This window comes from Mycobacterium innocens (genome assembly GCF_900566055.1).
Lineage (GTDB): Bacteria > Actinomycetota > Actinomycetes > Mycobacteriales > Mycobacteriaceae > Mycobacterium > Mycobacterium innocens.
In genome coordinates this window covers 19045-35686 of sequence record NZ_UPHQ01000049.1, presented here as the reverse complement: position 1 = coordinate 35686, position 16642 = coordinate 19045, and the positions used below count along the sequence as shown (strand labels likewise).

Sequence of the window (16642 nt, the reverse complement as noted above, 5' to 3'; positions counted from 1 at the left end):
TAGCACTCCGGGAAGAGACGACGGGAGGGCCGTCGCCTACCAACTGACCTGATCACCGTGCCGCCCCGGCAGCACGAACAACAAATCGGGTTACCGCAACCCCACACACTGCTCACCGCCAGCGCCGAAACCCCACCCCCACGTGCTCACCCTGGATGCCCGCGAACAGCGGTGAGGTGGATGTCCTTCTCCGCTTCGAGCGCCTGCCCGATTTCACTGTCGAGCTCCTGGAGTTCACCCTCCAAGGTCGAGATCAGCAGTGCGCCGGTTCGCTGTGCCTGGGCCAACGCGGCCGCGATGTTTTCTAGGTCAACCGCGATCTTGGGCAACTGCAGGGACTGCGCACCCAGCGCCTTGGTCACCCGTTGCACCTCGGCGGGGTCATTGATCGGATGAACGCCATCCTCGCGATTCCATGCCGCCTCAAACCGACGACGGGCTTCCTCGAATGCTGCGTCGGCCTCAGCGGTGCAGCGACCGGCGGCACGAAACGCCTCCGCCAGATCAGAAATTTGCGCCGGGCGACCGACTTGCAGGCTGTCGTTGATTGCCCAGGGATCACCGCCGGCTTCGGCGATCAGCGCTGGGATACTTATGTAGCGCAGCTGCATCGAACGGCCCGTTCTACGAATCGGTATCGATTTGCGTCGTGGCACCTTTCCCGAGCGGCGACAACACGACTACCGGACAAGAGCACATCTGAGCGTGCCAGCACTGGCGCTGTCACGCTTGTCAACGGGCACGTGAAAACTGACCTTCGGAGTCTCTTCCGGAAGGCCGACCACAGTATCATCCTTGGGGACGGTTCATCCGAACACGCTGCTGACGTGTGTGCGCTGGGCCACAACACCCAGTCCAGTCGTCGGTGTTCTCCCAGCGATAAAGTATCGAGCCAATTCCCCGACGAATTACGGAACTCGACAGCAATCTGCTGGTAGGAAACTCCGATAACTCACAACGCGCGACCGCCAATTGCCCGCCCGTGTCCAAATGTCTGCATACAGGCTGGCGTGCAAGTCCTTGAGGGAGCAATCGATCAGCAGTGAGCCGCCAAGAACCCCGTCAGCAGCTCCTCGGCCGTAGACTCGCGGCGGTGGTCACGGATTCACCAACATCAGCGCGACATCAGCCGGCAGGGCCACCAATTCATCTTCGAGAAGCGGTGTTTCGCCGTACCCCGGCGTCAGCGACATCAAGGACGCTGTTGGCGCGCAGCGAGGAAACGCTTTACAGCGGGTGATCGAACGAGGCCGGCAGGAATTACCCGATCCTCGGGTTTGCCTTACGACTGTAAGGATTCGGCGGCAGCGCGCCTCACCGCATCCTTCGTAGCGGCATGACGGCGGTCCACGGCCAGCACCTCCTCGACAATCTGCGAGCGCCCGTACCATTTACCGCCGGACGCGGCAGTCACCTGCACCGACTCGGTGGACTGCCGAGAGCCGATGCATGACCCACTGCCAGTCGATTCGCTCCTGTTCCAGGCGCACGCGTTCACCCAACCCATCTGCGACCAGATCCGAATAGAGGTCCTGTTCGTCAGGCGTTAGCCGCGTGAGAATCGACGTGGCCGGACGTTCCTCGGTCACCCAACGGTCGCGATGGGCGAACAGCGTCTCACGGTCCATCAGCACCGAGCGTGCTCGTGGGAGCCACGCCCGTAGACGGTCGAGGATGGCGAATCCGTGGGTATCGATGTCTCCCCAATACAGAACCTCGGCTTCCGCCAGCCATCCCAGCCGACCAACACTGTCGACTTCAAAGCCCTTCCCCCATATCACCACACCGTCCTCGGGGACATCGATACTCAAATAGCTGATCTCGTTCTCGACGATCACTGCCACTCGTGGTTCAACCGTGAGCTGAGCCAACTCCTCGGACGGCACCGCCAGCTCGGTAAGCGGGGCCGGCAGGCCCAACGAGGGTGCGGGCCGCAGCCGGACCATTACGGGCTTCGACCGGAGGCCAAGACCCGCAAGGAATCCCGAGGCTGTCGACGAAACGCCAAGCATCGCCGCCAAAACCGGTCGGTGCCGCTCAGCGAACTTGGTGTCAACGCCGGGCGCACTGATCTCGCGCAGATACCGATTCGATTGACGGTGACCGTCGAGCCAAACGTAGGCCGCGATCAACTGTGACATCTCGGGCCCTAGGCCGAGCGCGTGGTGCGGGTGTTCCACGACCCACTCCCGAACCCGCGGATGTTGATGAGCGAGAGCCAGAAGCTCGTCGAAGCGACGAACCAAAGTCGCTACACCCAACAGCGCACAGGCCTGCTCGATTGAGGACACCACCGCGCGGACGGGCAGCTGGTTACGGCCGATCCGCCTGCCGCCGATCGATTGCCACTGCAGGGTGTACCGGCGACCGTCGCGACCCCCGGCGTCGAGCGCGGCCACCCAGTCGCGGGCGGCGGCGACGTCGTCGCCCACCTGCGACGGGGTAGGGCCGCGAAGCGGCACTTCGATCGGATCAAAGGAATCACCGTTGGCGTAGGCACGTAACAGCGATCCGTCGTCCCACCGGCGTCTGACCCTGGCGGCAATGTCATCCGGTGTGGTCCACCCGGCACTCATTGCCGCCGCCCGTCACGTCGTGTCCGGTACTCCTCGATCGTCATCGTCTGGAGGCGGGAGAACGTTCCGGTCGGATTGTCGACGAATCCGATCGCCTTCACGTACGGCTCGATGACGTGAACCTTCTGCAACGGCGTGACGATGAGAAGTTGCAGCCCGAGCGTCGCAAACAGGTCCAGCGCGTAGCGCGTCGACACATCCGAACCACGCCCGAAGGCTTCGTCGATGACCGCGAACCGGAAGTCGCGTGACTGCGCGACCCCCCACTCGAGCCCGAACTGATAGGCCAGCGACGCCGCCAAGATCGTGTAGGCGAGCTTTTCCTTCTGGCCGCCGGACTTGCCGTCGGAGTCGCTGTAGTGCTCCCATTCGAGGTCGGTCTCGATGTCGCGCTCGGAGGCCGAAAAGACGAACCAGTTGCGCACGTCGGTGACCCGTCGGGTCCAGTTCTTGTCCGATTCGGCATAGCCGTCACGACCGCGGAAGCGTTCGATGATCCGCTTGACGTCGAGGAAGCGCTGCTCGGAGTATTGGTCGCCGTCGACCGCAAGGCTGTCGTTGGTCAGATTGCGCAAGTCTGCGCGGAACTGCGCAATGTCCTGGTTTGTGGTGGGCTCCTTCTCCAACCGGATGAAACGACCCGGGTTGTAGGGCACCGCCCCGAGCGCCTCGTTGATGCGGTCGACGCGCTCATCGATCCCCGAGGCTTGCCGGTGCAGCCAGTTGTTGAACCCGGCCAGCTCCTGGATGGCGTTCTTGTTGAGCTGTTCCTTGAATTCGCTCTCGAAGCGCGGGAGATCGTCGGTCGCGATGCGGTCTCGGAACGCCAGGAACTCTTGGCGGGCATCGACATTGGCGTCCATGTCCGCGCGAAGCTCGGGCCAGCGGATCAGAACCTTGAGCATCGACTGGATAAGGCTCTGGGCATAGCCGCCAAGTTCCTTGTTAAGTCGGTCGATACGTTGATGGAGATCCGCGGAGAGGGCGTTCTCGGTCTCGGCGCAGTCCGCTGCCCGCGTCGGGCACTTCTTGCCCAGTCGTTCGGTGAGGGCCGGATACGATTCGCGGGCTGCCGCCAGCGCTGCCTCCGGCTGGTCCGCGACGAGCTCGTCGTCGCGCTTCTTGTCCCGTTTTGCTTGATTTGCTTTCGCGGCGGTGGTGGCCAGCTTGCCCGTGAGTTGCTCGATCGAATTCGCCACCGCATCAGCTTGTTTGGCGTTGTCCTCAAGCGCTCGGGCGATCTCCTCCAAACGCGACGAGCCGGCCTGCAACCGAACCCGTTCGGCGTCATAGTCGTTCGCGCGCGACTGCGCCTCGTCAACGTCGAGATCGGACCAGGAGCGGAATCCCTCGATCCGAAGAAGTGCGTCCAGCCTTTCCTGGAGCGCTTCCCGAAACCCGCTGAGCCTGGCCTGCTCGGATGCTGCCGCCTCGCGCTCGCCCTCTAACTCGGCGAGCTCGGTGCGCAGCGCAGCGATCTTTCGTTCGTTGGCCCAGCCGAGAACCCAACGACGAGGGTCGTCGACGCGATGCCGGTCGTCCTTCTCGTGGCGCTCACCGGAGCGCACCTGGCCCTCGCGGGTGACGGCCCGCCGTTGACCGCGAAACTCGTCAAGGCTTGCTGCGCAACGGAAGTCGGCTCGTTTCGTGAGTTCGTTGACGAGGTACTCGCGGAAAGGCCCATCCTTGACGTCGATGCAGTCGGCAAGTATCAGTTCGCTGTGCTCCGGCGGCTGGAGGCGAACCCGTTGCCGGGGAACCCTTTCATAGACCAGCTTGGCCCCGGCCACCTTGCCACCGCGGCCGTGGAACGTAAGCCGTCGACCGTTGACCCAGCCGGCGACGGCGTCGTAGTGCTGTTGCGGCACCAGCAGCGAGAGGGCGAACCCACGCAACACGCGTTCCGCAGCCCCCCGCCACTGCGCGTGCTCGTCGAAGACGTCGAGAAGCTCACCCGCGTAAGGAAGATCCTCCGGCGTCAGCCCGAGGGCCACGCACAGCTCGGCGCGCACCTCGACCTGCTCGACGGGCAGGTTGCTGGTGCGCTGCTGCAGGCTGGTGAGTTCCTCAGTGATGTGATCGCACTTGGATTGCAGCTCTTTCTCGCGCCCGATCGCTTCGGCGCTGGCTGCGTCAAGGTCTCGTTTCTCGGCTACCAGCCGCGGGCGCTCGGCCGCGACCAGAGCGGATAGGGCCGTGAACTCCTCGCTGCCGGCGACCGCCTCCAGGCCGGCGCCGGAGACGGCGGCGTCGAACAACGTCCTTGCGCGACAGCGTGTTTCGGCCTGCTCCCGCGCTTGGCGGGCGAGGCGCTCCAGCTCTCCGATGCGATCGCCACCCGCTTTCGCGCGCTCCTCGATGAGGGATTCGCGTTCGTGGGTGAGCGTCTGCTGCCTGGCTTTGGCGGTGTCCTGCTCCTGCCACAGGGCGGCGCCGTCGGTTTCCAGCTGCGCGATCTCGCCGGCTAGCAGATTCGACCGAAGCTCTGCGATGAAGAGCCGCACGGCGGATCGCTCGCGCTCCCGGGCCTCGCGTTCGGCGAGGGCATCGTCGTACTTCGCCGCGGTCTGTGCGACAGGTTCGAGCGCTTCGAGTTGCTCCCGCGCCCGCTTGACGGCATCGTGTGCCCTGGTCAGGTCTTCGAAGTGGCCAATGATGTGGCGGACGCGGTCGGTCGAATCGCTGGGTTCCAGCATGTGGTCGCGCACGAAATCATTGAGGTTGCCCACAGACTTCAGCGAGACGGTCTGGTGGAACAGCTCGAGGGCCTGCTCCGATCGGATTCCGAGTAGGCGACGCAATGAGGTTGCATACTTGGGGAATTCGTCGAAGATGTCGGCTCCGGCGGCCCGCAGCCGCTTGCGCAGATCCCGTAGATCGGAGCCGAAGTCGGCGAAGTCCGCCGCAATTGACAGTTCTTTTGTGGCTGTGACCAAGAAACGGTAGGGCTGTCCGGTGCTCTCGCGCTGCTGGAAGACCTGGGCCAGGGTGACTGTTTCGTCGTAGCCATGGTTGGTGAAGACTCCGAGGATCACCGAGTACGTTCGCCTGTTCTCGCGCAGGCCCTTGGCGCGGGATTTTCCAGTGGCTTCGTTCCGCTCTGACTTGTAGTGGCCTTCAACGTAAGAGCGCAAGGTGCGTTCCCTGGCTTCGGCGCCGGCGGCTTTGTTGTAGGCGGCCTTGTGGGACGGCACCAACAAGGTGGTGAGTGCGTCGACGATCGTCGACTTGCCCGAGCCGATGTCACCGGTGAGCAGCGCGGTATCGGTGCCAGGAGTGAACCGCCAGACGTGGCTGTCAAAGGTACCCCAGTTCAACACCTCCGCGTGCTGCAGCCGGTAGCCGGCGCGTCGGGTGTTCTCGAGATCGACTGTGGCAGTAGGTGTTTCACTCATCACTGGTCACCGCCCCGGCGTATTCTCTCAGCTTGGCCGCAAAATCGGACAGGGTCTGGGCGTCGACGTAGGCCTTGAGGATGCGCCGCACCTCCCAATGGTCGCGTTGACCGCGCAATTGGCGCAGGAAGCCCAGCTCGGCGGCCTTCTTGATTGTCGTCTCCGCCTGGTCCACGACTCGTGCGTCGTTGGTGGACTCGGCCTGGAAGAGCCGCAGCATTTCCACGATCTGGTCGGTGGCGAGAACCAGGCGGCCCTCACCGCCGCTCGTCTCGAACTCGACGAGCCGCTTGCGTAGCAGCACCAGCAGCAGGCTGACGTTGTACGTCAGCGCTCGCCTGCGCACCAGGCGCGGGAGCGCCTCATCACCGTCTTGCTCTGGCCGGGTGCGAAGATAGGCGTAGCCCTCGGCGTCGTCGATCACCACGTCGACGCCGATGGTGGCGAAGTGGTCTCGAACGCCGGCGCCTAGGCGCTCCAAGATCAGCCAGGTGTCCTCGTCCGCATCGCGGTAGACGACACCTTGCATCAGCCGGATGATGGCGCTGGCGATTGCGTGCTCGTTGCTCATCGTCGCCGCACCGTCACCTTCGGCAGCCTCGCTCGCTTGGTGACGTCTGGGTCGGCAGGGTCGCAGTATTCGAGCAGCGTCTCGTCGGCGTCGTCCATGTCGACCGTCACGTCCTCGTCGTTGAGTGCCAGGTAGCCGACGATCTCTGCCGCACCCTGCTCGATCGGGCGGGCTGCGACGATGTCGGACAACAGAGCCGAAGAGTTCTCCGGCAGCACATCGCGGATGGTCTCGATCAACCGTGCTTGGTCGATGAAGGTCTGGGTGAAGAGCAGGTCGGTGTCGACCTCCTCGGTCTCGGCCGGGATGTGGCTCTCGACCGCGACGGCCGCGGGCGGCTGGTAGAGCGGGCGCTCGAACGGCAGCGCGATCTCGATGCCCGGCTGGTCGAGTTCGAGCCCGAAAGACGGTGGGTCGCCGCGGATTTCGAGCGCGATGCTCTCCACCGCTCTGACCAAGTCGAGCACTCGGCGGTTCTCCAGCCAAACCTGATCATCCAGGAAGCGGCGCAGTTGTTCGGATATCTGTCGGACGGTGCGCTGCGCTCGATCGGCAGCCTCAGACCAGTCGTGGTGAATTCCGCGAATCCGATGATCGGCTTCGATGGTCTTGAGGGTGGAAACCTTGGCCAGGAGTTCGGCGAGTTCGGCCTGGCGCGTCTCGGAAAGCAGGAAGTCGTAGAACGCCTGGAAGCTCCGGCCCTGGTCTGAGCCTGCGATCTGCGAGCGGCTTCCGACCAGCTCGGCGAGCAGTTCGCCCTTGGACCCATCCCAGGCCGCGATCTTCTCGCGCGCCGCCCGGTCGAGGAGCCGGAAGTTCTCTTCGACCTCGCGAAAATCCGAGAGCAGTTCCCGCGCGGTGGTGGCGAGCTGTTGGTAGCGGTCGCGGACTCCGGTCGCGTCCAGTACCTGAACGATACCGGCTTCCACGGCGGCGATCTCGGCGTCGAGTTCGCCGCGGCGGCGCCGTAATTCGGCCAGCCGCACATCTGGTTCGACTTCGGTTCCGTGGACGATCTGTCGCAGCAGCTCTACGACGGTGTGCAGCCTGGACTCGGTCCCCACGAAGGCCCTACCTTTAAGGCCTGTGACCCACGCGTAGGCCTTCTCGAACGCCGGCGTCACTTCATAGTGGACTTCGTCGTCGCCGGCCGGATAGAACCGTCGCAGATACGCGGCGTCGGTGGCCGCCCAATCCTCCAGATAGGACCGAGCGTCCTTCGGAAACCGTTCCTGCCCGTTCTCGGTGGGGATCTCGGCGTTCAGTGCGTACAGGTGGTCGTCCAGCGCGGCCGCGACCCGGCTCGCGGGGCACGCGCCGCGGTTGCCCTCGACAAAAAAGGCCCCTAGGAACGACAGGATCAGTGTGGCGTTACCGGCACGAAGCAGTCGCCAAGCGGGGTGCCGGTCCCGCAATGCGTCGATCGTCGCGTATTCCACGAGTGAAGCTTAGGCAAGGCCCCCGACAAGTTCGGGCGCGTACTCCAGAAGGGCCGTGATGTGACGATCGCCCCTGGGTAGGCCCGGCTGTCCTTGCCATGAAAAAGTCCGGCCGGCCCGCGAATCACGGGTTGGGCATTCGCCGCTGCGACACGGCCGAGTCGGCACGGCCGCCGTGGCCCGGCCGCCGTGGCCCTCAACCCCGATGATGTGGCGTCGAAGTCGCGGCCGGTCCGCTTCGCGGGCAAGCGCTGCGGACGGTGCTGCCCACCGACGCACGAGCGCGGCAAAGTGATACGAGGTTAGTGGGTTAATAGTCGGCACATGCGACTGCACATTACCGTCGATGACGAGCTCGTTGCCGAACTCGACCGGCGGGCAGGAAGCCGGCGTCGCAGCGCATTCATCGCAGAGTTGATTCGCCGCGGCCTCGACGACGAGCGGCGATGGGACGATATCGAGGCAGCGCTTGGGGGCATCCCCGTCGAGGGCCACGAATGGGATGACGATCCCGGCGAATGGGTTCGCAGACAACGCTCCGACCGGCGCTCGACTCGACCGTTCTCATCGACGCTCTGCGCGGCCGCCCGGCGGGCGAGCGATTGCGCGCTCTGCGCCGACAAGGTGACGAGCCGTGGACCTGTGCGATTTCGATCGAGGAGATCTGGCGCGGACTGCTTCCCAGTGAAAATGCCATAGCACAACGACTGGTGCGCGGCCTGCGGTGTGCACCGTTTCCAGGCAAGGAAGAAGCCCAGTGATCGACCGGACCGCCCTCGGGCAGTTCATCTTCGTGCACGTCGTTCAGGGTAGGAGCCGCCTCAGACAACAATGGCGCAAACATGGCGCGCGACAGTTGCTTCGCGGATACCCCGATCAGACGGAGCGCATCTGTGTGTTGACCTTGACGGTACTAACGCATGCGATGTAGCGTTAGTTTGCGTTAGTTTCTGTAGATGGTGGGTGGGTGACAGACGGATGACTGTCGATGAGCTCGACCGATTGCTCGCCGAGCGGTTCAATCTGCAGCGTGCAGATCTGTTGGCCGCGTTGAAGACGCTGCCGGCGATCAAGCCTGGGGCGGCGGTGTTGACCGAGGAGGAGGCGCGGCTGCTCGACGAGGCCGGCTTCGTCGAAGATCCGGGGGCGTTCGCCGAGGCGGCGGCCGACATCGTGGCTCACACCGCTGTGCTGATCAACACGGCCTATACCGGCCCGGAGGTCGCCGCGTTGCTCGGCATCAATGAATCCCGAGTGCGCCAGCGCCGGTTGGCGCGCACGCTGTGGGCGATCGAGAGCGACGGGGCCTGGATGTACCCGGCGATTCAGTTTGAGACCAATCTCAAGACGGGCAAGCCCGACAAGCAGATCCGAGGGCTGGAGCAGGTGTTTCAGGCACTGCCGGCGGGGCTGCATCCGACCGCCGTCACCGGGTTCGTGCGGACCCCTCAGACCGAGCTACAGGTCGGTGGGCGCCCGTTGTCGGTTCTGGAATGGCTGCGTAGCGGGGGGCCGGTCGAGCCGGTTCTGCGGCTGGTCGAGATTGCCGACTGGGCGAGCACGTGAGCGATGCTCCCACGTTGCCTGAACCTCCGCCACCCGATGGTCTTCGCGAGATCGGTATTCGCGATGACGAAGTCTGGCGCATCGACACGACGGAAATCTGGTGGCGCGTCCATCGAACCGAGGGGGTTCACGTTTTGGCGTGGAACGAATTTCGGCATTTCGGGCCGGTACTGCGGTTCGATCCGCACCCACCGCCTCCTGCAGAGCACGCCGACAAGGCCGTGTGGTACGCGGCATCGACCCCGGGGGCTGCGCTCGCGGAAGCGTTTCAAGTTGATCGCACCATCGACCGCCGGCGTGGCCAGCCATACCTGACCGGCCTAGCGTTCACCCACCCCCTTACTGTGTTGGATCTGGCCACCGACAGCGAGGGTGCGTGGGCTACCCGCGCCGGCGGCACATTCGCGATATCGACAGCGGCGCACGCGATTACCCAGCAGTGGGCGCGCGCGATCGTGGAGGCGTTTCCCGATCTCGATGGTGTGCGCTACAACAGCCGCTTCGCGGGAAACCCTTGCGTGGCGCTATTCATGGCGGCGCATTCGGCGATGCCGATGCAGCCGGTGGTGTCCTTGCCGTTGACCCATCCCGACCTCGGTAGCCGACTCGCCGGCGCCGCTCGGCGTATCGGCTACCGCGTCATCTGACCGATGGCGAACGGCGATGGTCGTCGATCGTTGGTGGAACTGCTATGAACGACGCGAGTACCGCGATGTGTGGCGCCAGCTGACGGCCGCCCGCACAGGCATAGACACCGGGCCCCGGCAAAGGGCGCCACAGGCGTGCAGCCCGAACGAGATCGCGTCATGGCGCGAGCTCGCGCGTTTCACCACGGGCACACGTTCCCCCGGGAATGGATAACCGCTAAGCCGCCAAGGAGGCAGCCACATCCTTGATCAGCGAAGACTAGAGTTCAGGCGACAGAGTGGCTAATTAATGAGCAATACTAATGTTCCCAAATACGTTCCCATCGGGCATGAAAATGGCCCTCAGGCTTGCGCCTGAGGGCCATTTCCGCTGGTAGCGGGGACAGGATTCGAACCTGCGACCTCTGGGTTATGAGCCCAGCGAGCTACCGAGCTGCTCCACCCCGCGTTGGTGAATGCCAGGTTACCGAACATCTGTGAACCTGACCAAATCGCGCGGTCAGCAGTGCAGGCGCGGCCTGAAACAGGGCGCCCCTATGCCGCCCCTGGCCGACCGTTAGGAGTCGACCCCGCTCTGAAGCAGCCCCCCGGATTCACCCCCGAAGTCCGGACAGTGTTGCCTCGGCACAGCGCCTCGGCACAGCACCCACCGGGCGAACCGGTCAGTCAATTCCACCGTGCTTCCGACGGGCACCCAAGCGCAAGGCGCACCATCATCTGGCTCCTCGGCAATTCCGACAGCTACAGCATGCGGGTGGATGACCGGGGAGCCGCTGGTCTCGCCGGAGCGCCGGCGGTTGCGCGAGCAGCGGAGGCGGTCGGCGCGCCTAACCCGCCTCCACCAAGCCGCTCGTGTCGCCACCACCGGCCTTCAGCGACCAACGGAAATTGCTTTGCGGCGGACGGCTTCGGCCGGATAGCATCCCAGGCTGGCCGCTACGAGTTAACTCCGCACCAACGGCGAAAGCACTGCAGCCGGTAGTGGAACGGCAACGAACAACCAAGAGCTGCAACATAATCCACGCCCACCCGCCGCCGCCCCAAGCTCGTGCCGGGCAACTATAATCGCGTCCGAAGGAGTTCACCATGCCGCAGCGCCTCGGGCCGAAGCTACTCAACTTCGCAAGCGAAATCGCCGGCGACACCGTCGAGCAAGCAAAACTCACCGCATCCATGGCGTTCGTCCACCCGCACGTTTCACTCATGCCCGACGCTCACCTGGGCAAAGGCTCAGCCGTCGGCACGGTGATACCCACCAAGGGCGCCGTGATTCCCGCGGCCGTCGGGGTGGACATCGGCTGTGGCATGGTCGCGGCCAAAACGCGGTTCACCGAGGGCGATCTGGCAGCCCGGTTCGGCGGCCAGTACGCCGCGCAGTCGCCCGCACTGCGGCGTCTGGTGGAAGACGCGATCCCGCTTTCGCCCGGCAACTACAACAAGAGCTTGCAGCGGTTCCCGTTCACCCCCAAGAAGCACAACGAGCTCCTGCAGCTACAGAAGAATCTCGATGTGGACCTATCCCATAGCCCAAAATGGATGGAGCAGTTGGGATCTCTCGGCGGTGGCAACCACTTCATCGAACTCTGTCTCGACACCGAGGACAACGTCTGGCTGTTCCTGCACAGCGGCTCGCGCGGCGTGGGCAACAAGATCGCACAGCGGCACATCAAGATCGCCCTGCAACGGTGCTCGGCTGACCCCGGGATCAGGCTGCCCAACCGCGATCTGGCGTTCTTCACAGAGGGAACGACCGAGTTCGACCGCTACATCAAGGATTTGGAGTGGGCACAGCGCTTCGCCTATCTCAACCGGGCGGAGATGATGGATCGCTTCATCCACGTCTTCGCCTCGTGGCTGGGTGTGCAACCGCAACGCGTGGAGTCCGAACGCATCAACTGCCACCACAACTACACCGTCCCGACGAAGATCGGCGGCGAAACCGTCTGGCTCACCCGCAAGGGCGCCATCGACGCAACCGAAGGCAAACTGGGCATCATTCCCGGCTCGATGGGCACCCGCTCCTACATCGTGCGCGGCAAGGGAAACCACGACGGCCTATGGTCGGCCCCGCATGGGGCCGGTCGCCGGTTCAGCCGGACCAAGGCCAAGCAACTGTTCACCGAACAGGATCTGGCCGCCGCGATGGTCGGCATTGAATACCGCCACGGCAAAGAGTGGATCGATGAGATCCCACAGGCCTACAAGGACATCGACCGCGTCATGGTCGATGCCGAGGCGCTCGTCGACATCGTGACCTCGCTGCGACAGATCATGAACGTCAAGGGGCAGTGATCGCCGCTGCCCGGCCCTACTTGGCGTTGTTGAACTTGGTGATCGCCTCGTCGAGCCGCTGCAGCGCTGACCCGTAGGCGGCGAAATCGCCCTTCTTCTGGGCGTCTCGCGCCGCGCCGATCGCAGCCTGAATTTCTTGCAGCGCAGCGGCTTTGGCTGGCGACAAGGTGGCAGTCCCATCCGGAGGCGGTGGCACCACCGCCGTCGGCGGCGGGGTTCCCGGTCCGGTGGCCGACGGCGGGTTGGCGGGCGGGTTCGGCGGCACGCCGGCCTCGGTCGGCTGTATTCCGGTCGCGGCGTCACCGGCCCCGGGTCCGAACAACCCGTTGAGCGCATCCCGCACGGTGGGGCCGTATCCGACCTTGTCGTTGTACATCATCGCCACCCGGATCAGCCTCGGGTAGGACGAGGCGGCGTCGCTGGCACCCGGGGAGGCATAGACGGGTTCGACGTACAGCAGCCCACCCTGGGCCACCGGCAGCGTCAGCAAGTTGCCCCACCGGATCCGGTTCTGGTTGTCACGCCCGATCACGCCCAGATCCTGGGACACCGCCGGGTCGGTGGTGATCGCGTTGTTGGCCAGCTTGGGACCGTTGACCTGTCCTGGGATGGTCAGCACAGTGATCTTGCCATACGTAGCGGGATCGGAGCTGGCGCTGATGTAAGCGGCCAGATAGTCGCGCTTGAACCTGTTCATCGCGCTGATCAACTGGTATGCGGCCGAATTATCTTCTTTGGCAATGTTTTTCGCGACGATGTAGTACGGCGGCTGGTAGCTGCTGGCGGTCGGGTTCGGGTCCAGCGGCACGTCCCAGAAGTCGGAGGTGGAAAAGAACGTCACCGGGTCGTTGACGTGGTACTTGGCCAGCAGCATCCGTTGCACCTTGAACAGGTCTTCGGGGTAGCGCAGATGCGCGGCGAGTTCGGGAGTGATGTCGCTCTTGGGTTTGACCGTACCGGGGAAGACCTGCATCCACGCTCGCAGCACTGGATCCTGTTCGTCCTGCTGATACAGCGTGACGGTGCCGTCGTAGGCGTCGACGGTGGCCTTCACCGAATTGCGGATGTAGGAGACCTTCTTGTCGGGGGCCAGCCGGTTGAACGCCACCTCGGTGGAATCGGCGGTCGCCGACGACAACGACGTCAGCTCGGAGTAGGGATAGTTGTCCAAGGTGGTGTAGCCGTCGATGATCCACACCAGTCGCTTGTTGACGATCGCCGGGTACACCGCGCTGTCGGTGGTGAGCCACGGGGCCACCGCTTCCACCCGCTGCGCCGGATCCCGGTTGAACAAGATCTTGCTGTTGGAACCGATCACATTGGAGAACAAGAAGTTTCGCTCAGCGAACTTCGCGGCGAATACGGTGCGGGAAATCCAGCTGCCGACCGGTACGCCGCCGCCGCCGGTGTAGGTGTAGTTCTTGGTTTCGGTACTGGTTTCGTAGTCGTACTCCCGGTCTGCGCCGGTCTTTCCGACAATCGCGTAGTCGGCAGACGTGTTGGAGATGACCGGTCCGAAGTAGATCCGCGGCTGGTCCAACTGTGCCGGACCGTCGGACACCACGGTTCCGTTGGCGCCGACGACGTTGACCAGGAACTCGGGGTAACCGCCGTTCTGGTTCGGGTCGTTGGCGATCCCGCGCACGGTGTTGGCCGGCGACGCGATGAATCCGTTGCCGTGCGTGTACACCGTGTGCCGGTTGATCCAGTCGCGCTGGTTGTCGATCAGCCGGTCGGGGTTGAGTTCCCGCGCCGCGACGACGTAGTCACGCAGGTTGCCGTTGCGGTCCACGTAGCGGTCGATCGACAGCTGGTCGGGGAAGTAGTAGAAGTTCTTACCCTGCTGGAACTGGGTGAACGCCGGGCTGACGATCGTGGGGTCGAGCAACCGGATGTTCGAGGTCGTGGCGCGGTCGGCGGCGACCTGCTGCGCAGTCGCCTGACCCTCGCCGGTGTAGTTGCGATAAGTCACCACGTCCGACGTCAGACCATAGGCTTGCCGCGTCGCGGTAATGCTGCGGCTGATGTATTCGCTTTCCTTCTGCGCGGCGTTGGGTTTGACGCTGATCTGCTCGACGATCATCGGCCAGGCGGCACCGACGATCAGTGACGACAGCAGCAGCAGGGCCAGACCGATAGCCGGAATCCGCAAGTCCCGCAGGGTGACTGCGGAGAACACCGCCGCCGCGCAGATCAACGCGATCGCCATCAGGATCAGCTTCGCCGGCAGGACCGCGTTGATATCGGTGTAGCCGGCACCGGTGAACGGCTTACCGCCACGGCTGTGTGACAGCAGCTCGTAGCGGTCGAGCCAATAGGCGACGGCCTTGAGCAGCACCAGCATCCCGACCAGGCTGACCAGTTGGATACGCGCCGAGCGGCTCAGCGCACCCGTGCGACCCGAAAGTCGAATACCGCCAAAGACGTAGTGCGACAACAGGTTTGCCACGAACGCCAGGAACACAGCCACGAACAGGTAGCTGAGCACCAGCCGGTAGAACGGCAACTCGAAGGCGTAGAAGCCGAGGTCCTTCCCGAACTGCGGGTCCCTGACACCGAAATCACCGCCGTGCAAGAACAACTGAATCCGAACCCAGTATCCCTGCGCGACGACGCCGGCCAGCAGTCCGATCGCCACCGGCACGCCGATGCCCATCAGCCGCAGCCGGGCCAGCACGACGGCGCGATAACGCGCCACCGGGTCGTTGTCGTTGCTCGGCACGAAGACTGGCCGGGTGCGGTAGGCCAACGCCAGCCCGGCAAAGACGATGCCGCCGACCAGCAGTCCCCCCACCAGGAACACCACGATTCGGGTGACCAGCACGGTGGTGAACACCGACCGGTAGCCCAGTTCGCCGAACCACAGCCAATCGACGTACGCGTCGATCAGGCGTGGACCGGCGAGCAGCACCGCGATGACACCCAACGCGATCAAGATCAGAATCCGGCTACGCCGAGTCAGCTTCGGCATCCGTGCGGACGGCCGCATCCCCACTAGCTACACTCCCTGCTCGGTTTTGGCTGCTGCCAGAGATTTGTCTAGTCGGTCACAACTGTACGCATCTCAGAGCGTTAGCAACTCGGCGTTGGGGCCCCGTTAGTCATCGCATGCAACGCGTCCACCGCCTGGCCGAGTGTCTCGACCTTCACCAGCCGCAGACCTTGCGGCGTGTCGGAGCCCGCCTCGTAGCAGTTTTTCGCCGGCACCAGAAACACGGTGGCGCCGGCGGCACGCGCGGCGGCCATCTTGTGCGTGATCCCCCCGATAGCGCCAACCTTGCCGTCAATGCCGATGGTGCCCGTACCCGCGACGAAGGTCGACCCGACCAGGTCACCCGTGGTGAGTTTGTCGATCACCGCAAGACTGAACATCAACCCGGCCGAGGGGCCGCCCACATTGGCGAGGTTGAAATCCACCACGAACGGCGCCCACGGCGCGTCCAGCACCGCCACCCCCATGAATCCGTAGTCGCGGTCCTTGTTGGTGCCGAGCGTGATCTGCGCGACACCGGCCGGCTCGTTCTTGCGACGGAAGTCGATGGTCACCGACTGCCCCGGCTTGGTGTTCTTCAGCAATCCGGTGAACTGCTCGACATTGGCCACCGGCGTGCCGTTGACCGCGTCGATAGCGTCACCGGCTTTCAGCTTGCCCGCCGACGGTCCGGGATCGTTGACCGAGGCGACGGTTACCGCTTCCGGATATTTCAGATAACCCAGGGCCGCGTACTCGGCGCTGTCTTCGGAGTTCTTGAAATCGGCGTTGTTGGCCTTGTCGACCTCCTCCCGCGACTTGCCCGGCGGGTAGACAAGATCGCGGGGTACCAGCTGTTCTTGCCCGGAGAGCCACAGTGTTATGGCCTCGCCCAGACTCAGACCGTCGCGCTGGGACACCGTCGTCATGTTGAGATGACCTGACGTCGGATGTGTTTGGGTGCCTTCGATGTCGACTACCTGTTTGCCGTCGACTTCGCCGAGGGTGTCGAACGTGGGGCCGGGTCCGAGCGACACGAATGGCACCGTCACGACCGCGAGCAATACTCCGAACACCACGATCGGCACCAGCGCGACCATCAACGTCAAAATCCGCCTGTTCACGCCGCATAGACTAGACGGACCCCGCCGAAGCCGGTTCAGCTGCGAGCGTGACGGCGGATGG

General features: G+C 64.2%; 10 protein-coding genes, 1 tRNA gene and 1 pseudogene. 4 read left to right on the top strand and 8 right to left on the bottom strand.

Annotated elements, in window-relative coordinates; translation table 11 throughout:
* Window positions 1-167: 167 nt before the first annotated feature.
* The 5 genes and pseudogenes from EET03_RS06055 to EET03_RS06035 all read right to left on the bottom strand — a co-directional run.
* Window positions 168-611: pseudogene (locus tag EET03_RS06055) on the bottom strand (putative alpha/beta hydrolase); the annotation flags it as partial.
* Window positions 612-1391: 780 nt separating this feature from the next.
* On the bottom strand, window positions 1392-2576 hold the full coding sequence (locus tag EET03_RS06050) for a Wadjet anti-phage system protein JetD domain-containing protein (protein ID WP_075543854.1): 1185 nt from the start codon (window positions 2574-2576) through the stop codon (window positions 1392-1394).
* Window positions 2573-5971: an ATP-binding protein gene (locus EET03_RS06045; RefSeq protein ID WP_075543855.1), complete on the bottom strand. Its 3399-nt coding sequence runs from the start codon at window positions 5969-5971 to the stop codon at window positions 2573-2575. Before EET03_RS06045 ends, EET03_RS06050 begins: the two co-directional genes overlap by 4 nt.
* Window positions 5964-6542, bottom strand: coding sequence for a DUF4194 domain-containing protein (locus EET03_RS06040; RefSeq protein ID WP_075543856.1), 579 nt, complete (start codon window positions 6540-6542; stop codon window positions 5964-5966). Before EET03_RS06040 ends, EET03_RS06045 begins: the two co-directional genes overlap by 8 nt.
* Window positions 6539-7981 (bottom strand): DUF3375 domain-containing protein, encoded by a 1443-nt coding sequence (locus EET03_RS06035; protein ID WP_075543857.1) that lies wholly within the window; start codon window positions 7979-7981, stop codon window positions 6539-6541. Before EET03_RS06035 ends, EET03_RS06040 begins: the two co-directional genes overlap by 4 nt.
* A 518-nt stretch (window positions 7982-8499) precedes the next feature.
* Here EET03_RS06035 and EET03_RS32935 point away from each other — a divergent pair.
* The 3 genes from EET03_RS32935 to EET03_RS06015 all read left to right on the top strand — a co-directional run bounded on the left by EET03_RS32935 (window position 8500) and on the right by EET03_RS06015 (window position 10194).
* A complete protein-coding gene (locus tag EET03_RS32935; protein ID WP_075543858.1) occupies window positions 8500-8742 on the top strand; it encodes a type II toxin-antitoxin system VapC family toxin in 243 nt (80 codons plus the stop codon).
* 217 nt (window positions 8743-8959) lie between these two features.
* Window positions 8960-9547 carry a hypothetical protein gene (locus EET03_RS06020; protein WP_063468875.1) on the top strand — a complete coding sequence of 196 codons (588 nt, stop codon included), beginning with the start codon at window positions 8960-8962 and terminating at the stop codon, window positions 9545-9547.
* A 14-nt stretch (window positions 9548-9561) separates the two neighbouring features.
* Window positions 9562-10194: an RES family NAD+ phosphorylase gene (locus tag EET03_RS06015; protein ID WP_425271502.1), complete on the top strand. Its 633-nt coding sequence runs from the start codon at window positions 9562-9564 to the stop codon at window positions 10192-10194.
* A gap of 371 nt (window positions 10195-10565) precedes the next feature.
* Here the strand turns inward: EET03_RS06015 and EET03_RS06010 are convergent.
* A tRNA-Met gene (locus tag EET03_RS06010) sits at window positions 10566-10642 on the bottom strand.
* A 638-nt stretch (window positions 10643-11280) separates the two neighbouring features.
* Between EET03_RS06010 and EET03_RS06005 the strand changes: the two genes are divergently transcribed.
* Window positions 11281-12486, top strand: a complete 1206-nt coding sequence (locus EET03_RS06005; protein ID WP_075543860.1) for an RtcB family protein — start codon at window positions 11281-11283, stop codon at window positions 12484-12486.
* Between the two features lie 16 nt (window positions 12487-12502).
* Here EET03_RS06005 and EET03_RS06000 read toward each other — a convergent pair whose 3' ends face one another.
* Both EET03_RS06000 and EET03_RS05995 read right to left on the bottom strand, forming a co-directional pair.
* On the bottom strand, window positions 12503-15481 hold the full coding sequence (locus EET03_RS06000; protein ID WP_075543861.1) for a UPF0182 family protein: 2979 nt from the start codon (window positions 15479-15481) through the stop codon (window positions 12503-12505).
* A gap of 77 nt (window positions 15482-15558) precedes the next feature.
* The gene (locus EET03_RS05995) at window positions 15559-16581 is read right to left on the bottom strand and encodes a YlbL family protein (RefSeq protein ID WP_075543862.1); all 1023 of its coding nucleotides are present in this window, start codon (window positions 16579-16581) and stop codon (window positions 15559-15561) included.
* Window positions 16582-16642: the final 61 nt, after the last annotated feature.

Coding starts and splice junctions, on each gene's coding strand:
- EET03_RS06050 (WP_075543854.1), bottom strand. CDS start 2,576: ATGAGTGCCGGGTGGACCACACCGGATGACATTGCCGCCAGGGTCAGA.
- EET03_RS06045 (WP_075543855.1), bottom strand. CDS start 5,971: ATGAGTGAAACACCTACTGCCACAGTCGATCTCGAGAACACCCGACGC.
- EET03_RS06040 (WP_075543856.1), bottom strand. CDS start 6,542: ATGAGCAACGAGCACGCAATCGCCAGCGCCATCATCCGGCTGATGCAA.
- EET03_RS32935 (WP_075543858.1), top strand. CDS start 8,500: ATGGGTTCGCAGACAACGCTCCGACCGGCGCTCGACTCGACCGTTCTC.
- EET03_RS06020 (WP_063468875.1), top strand. CDS start 8,960: ATGACTGTCGATGAGCTCGACCGATTGCTCGCCGAGCGGTTCAATCTG.
- EET03_RS06005 (WP_075543860.1), top strand. CDS start 11,281: ATGCCGCAGCGCCTCGGGCCGAAGCTACTCAACTTCGCAAGCGAAATC.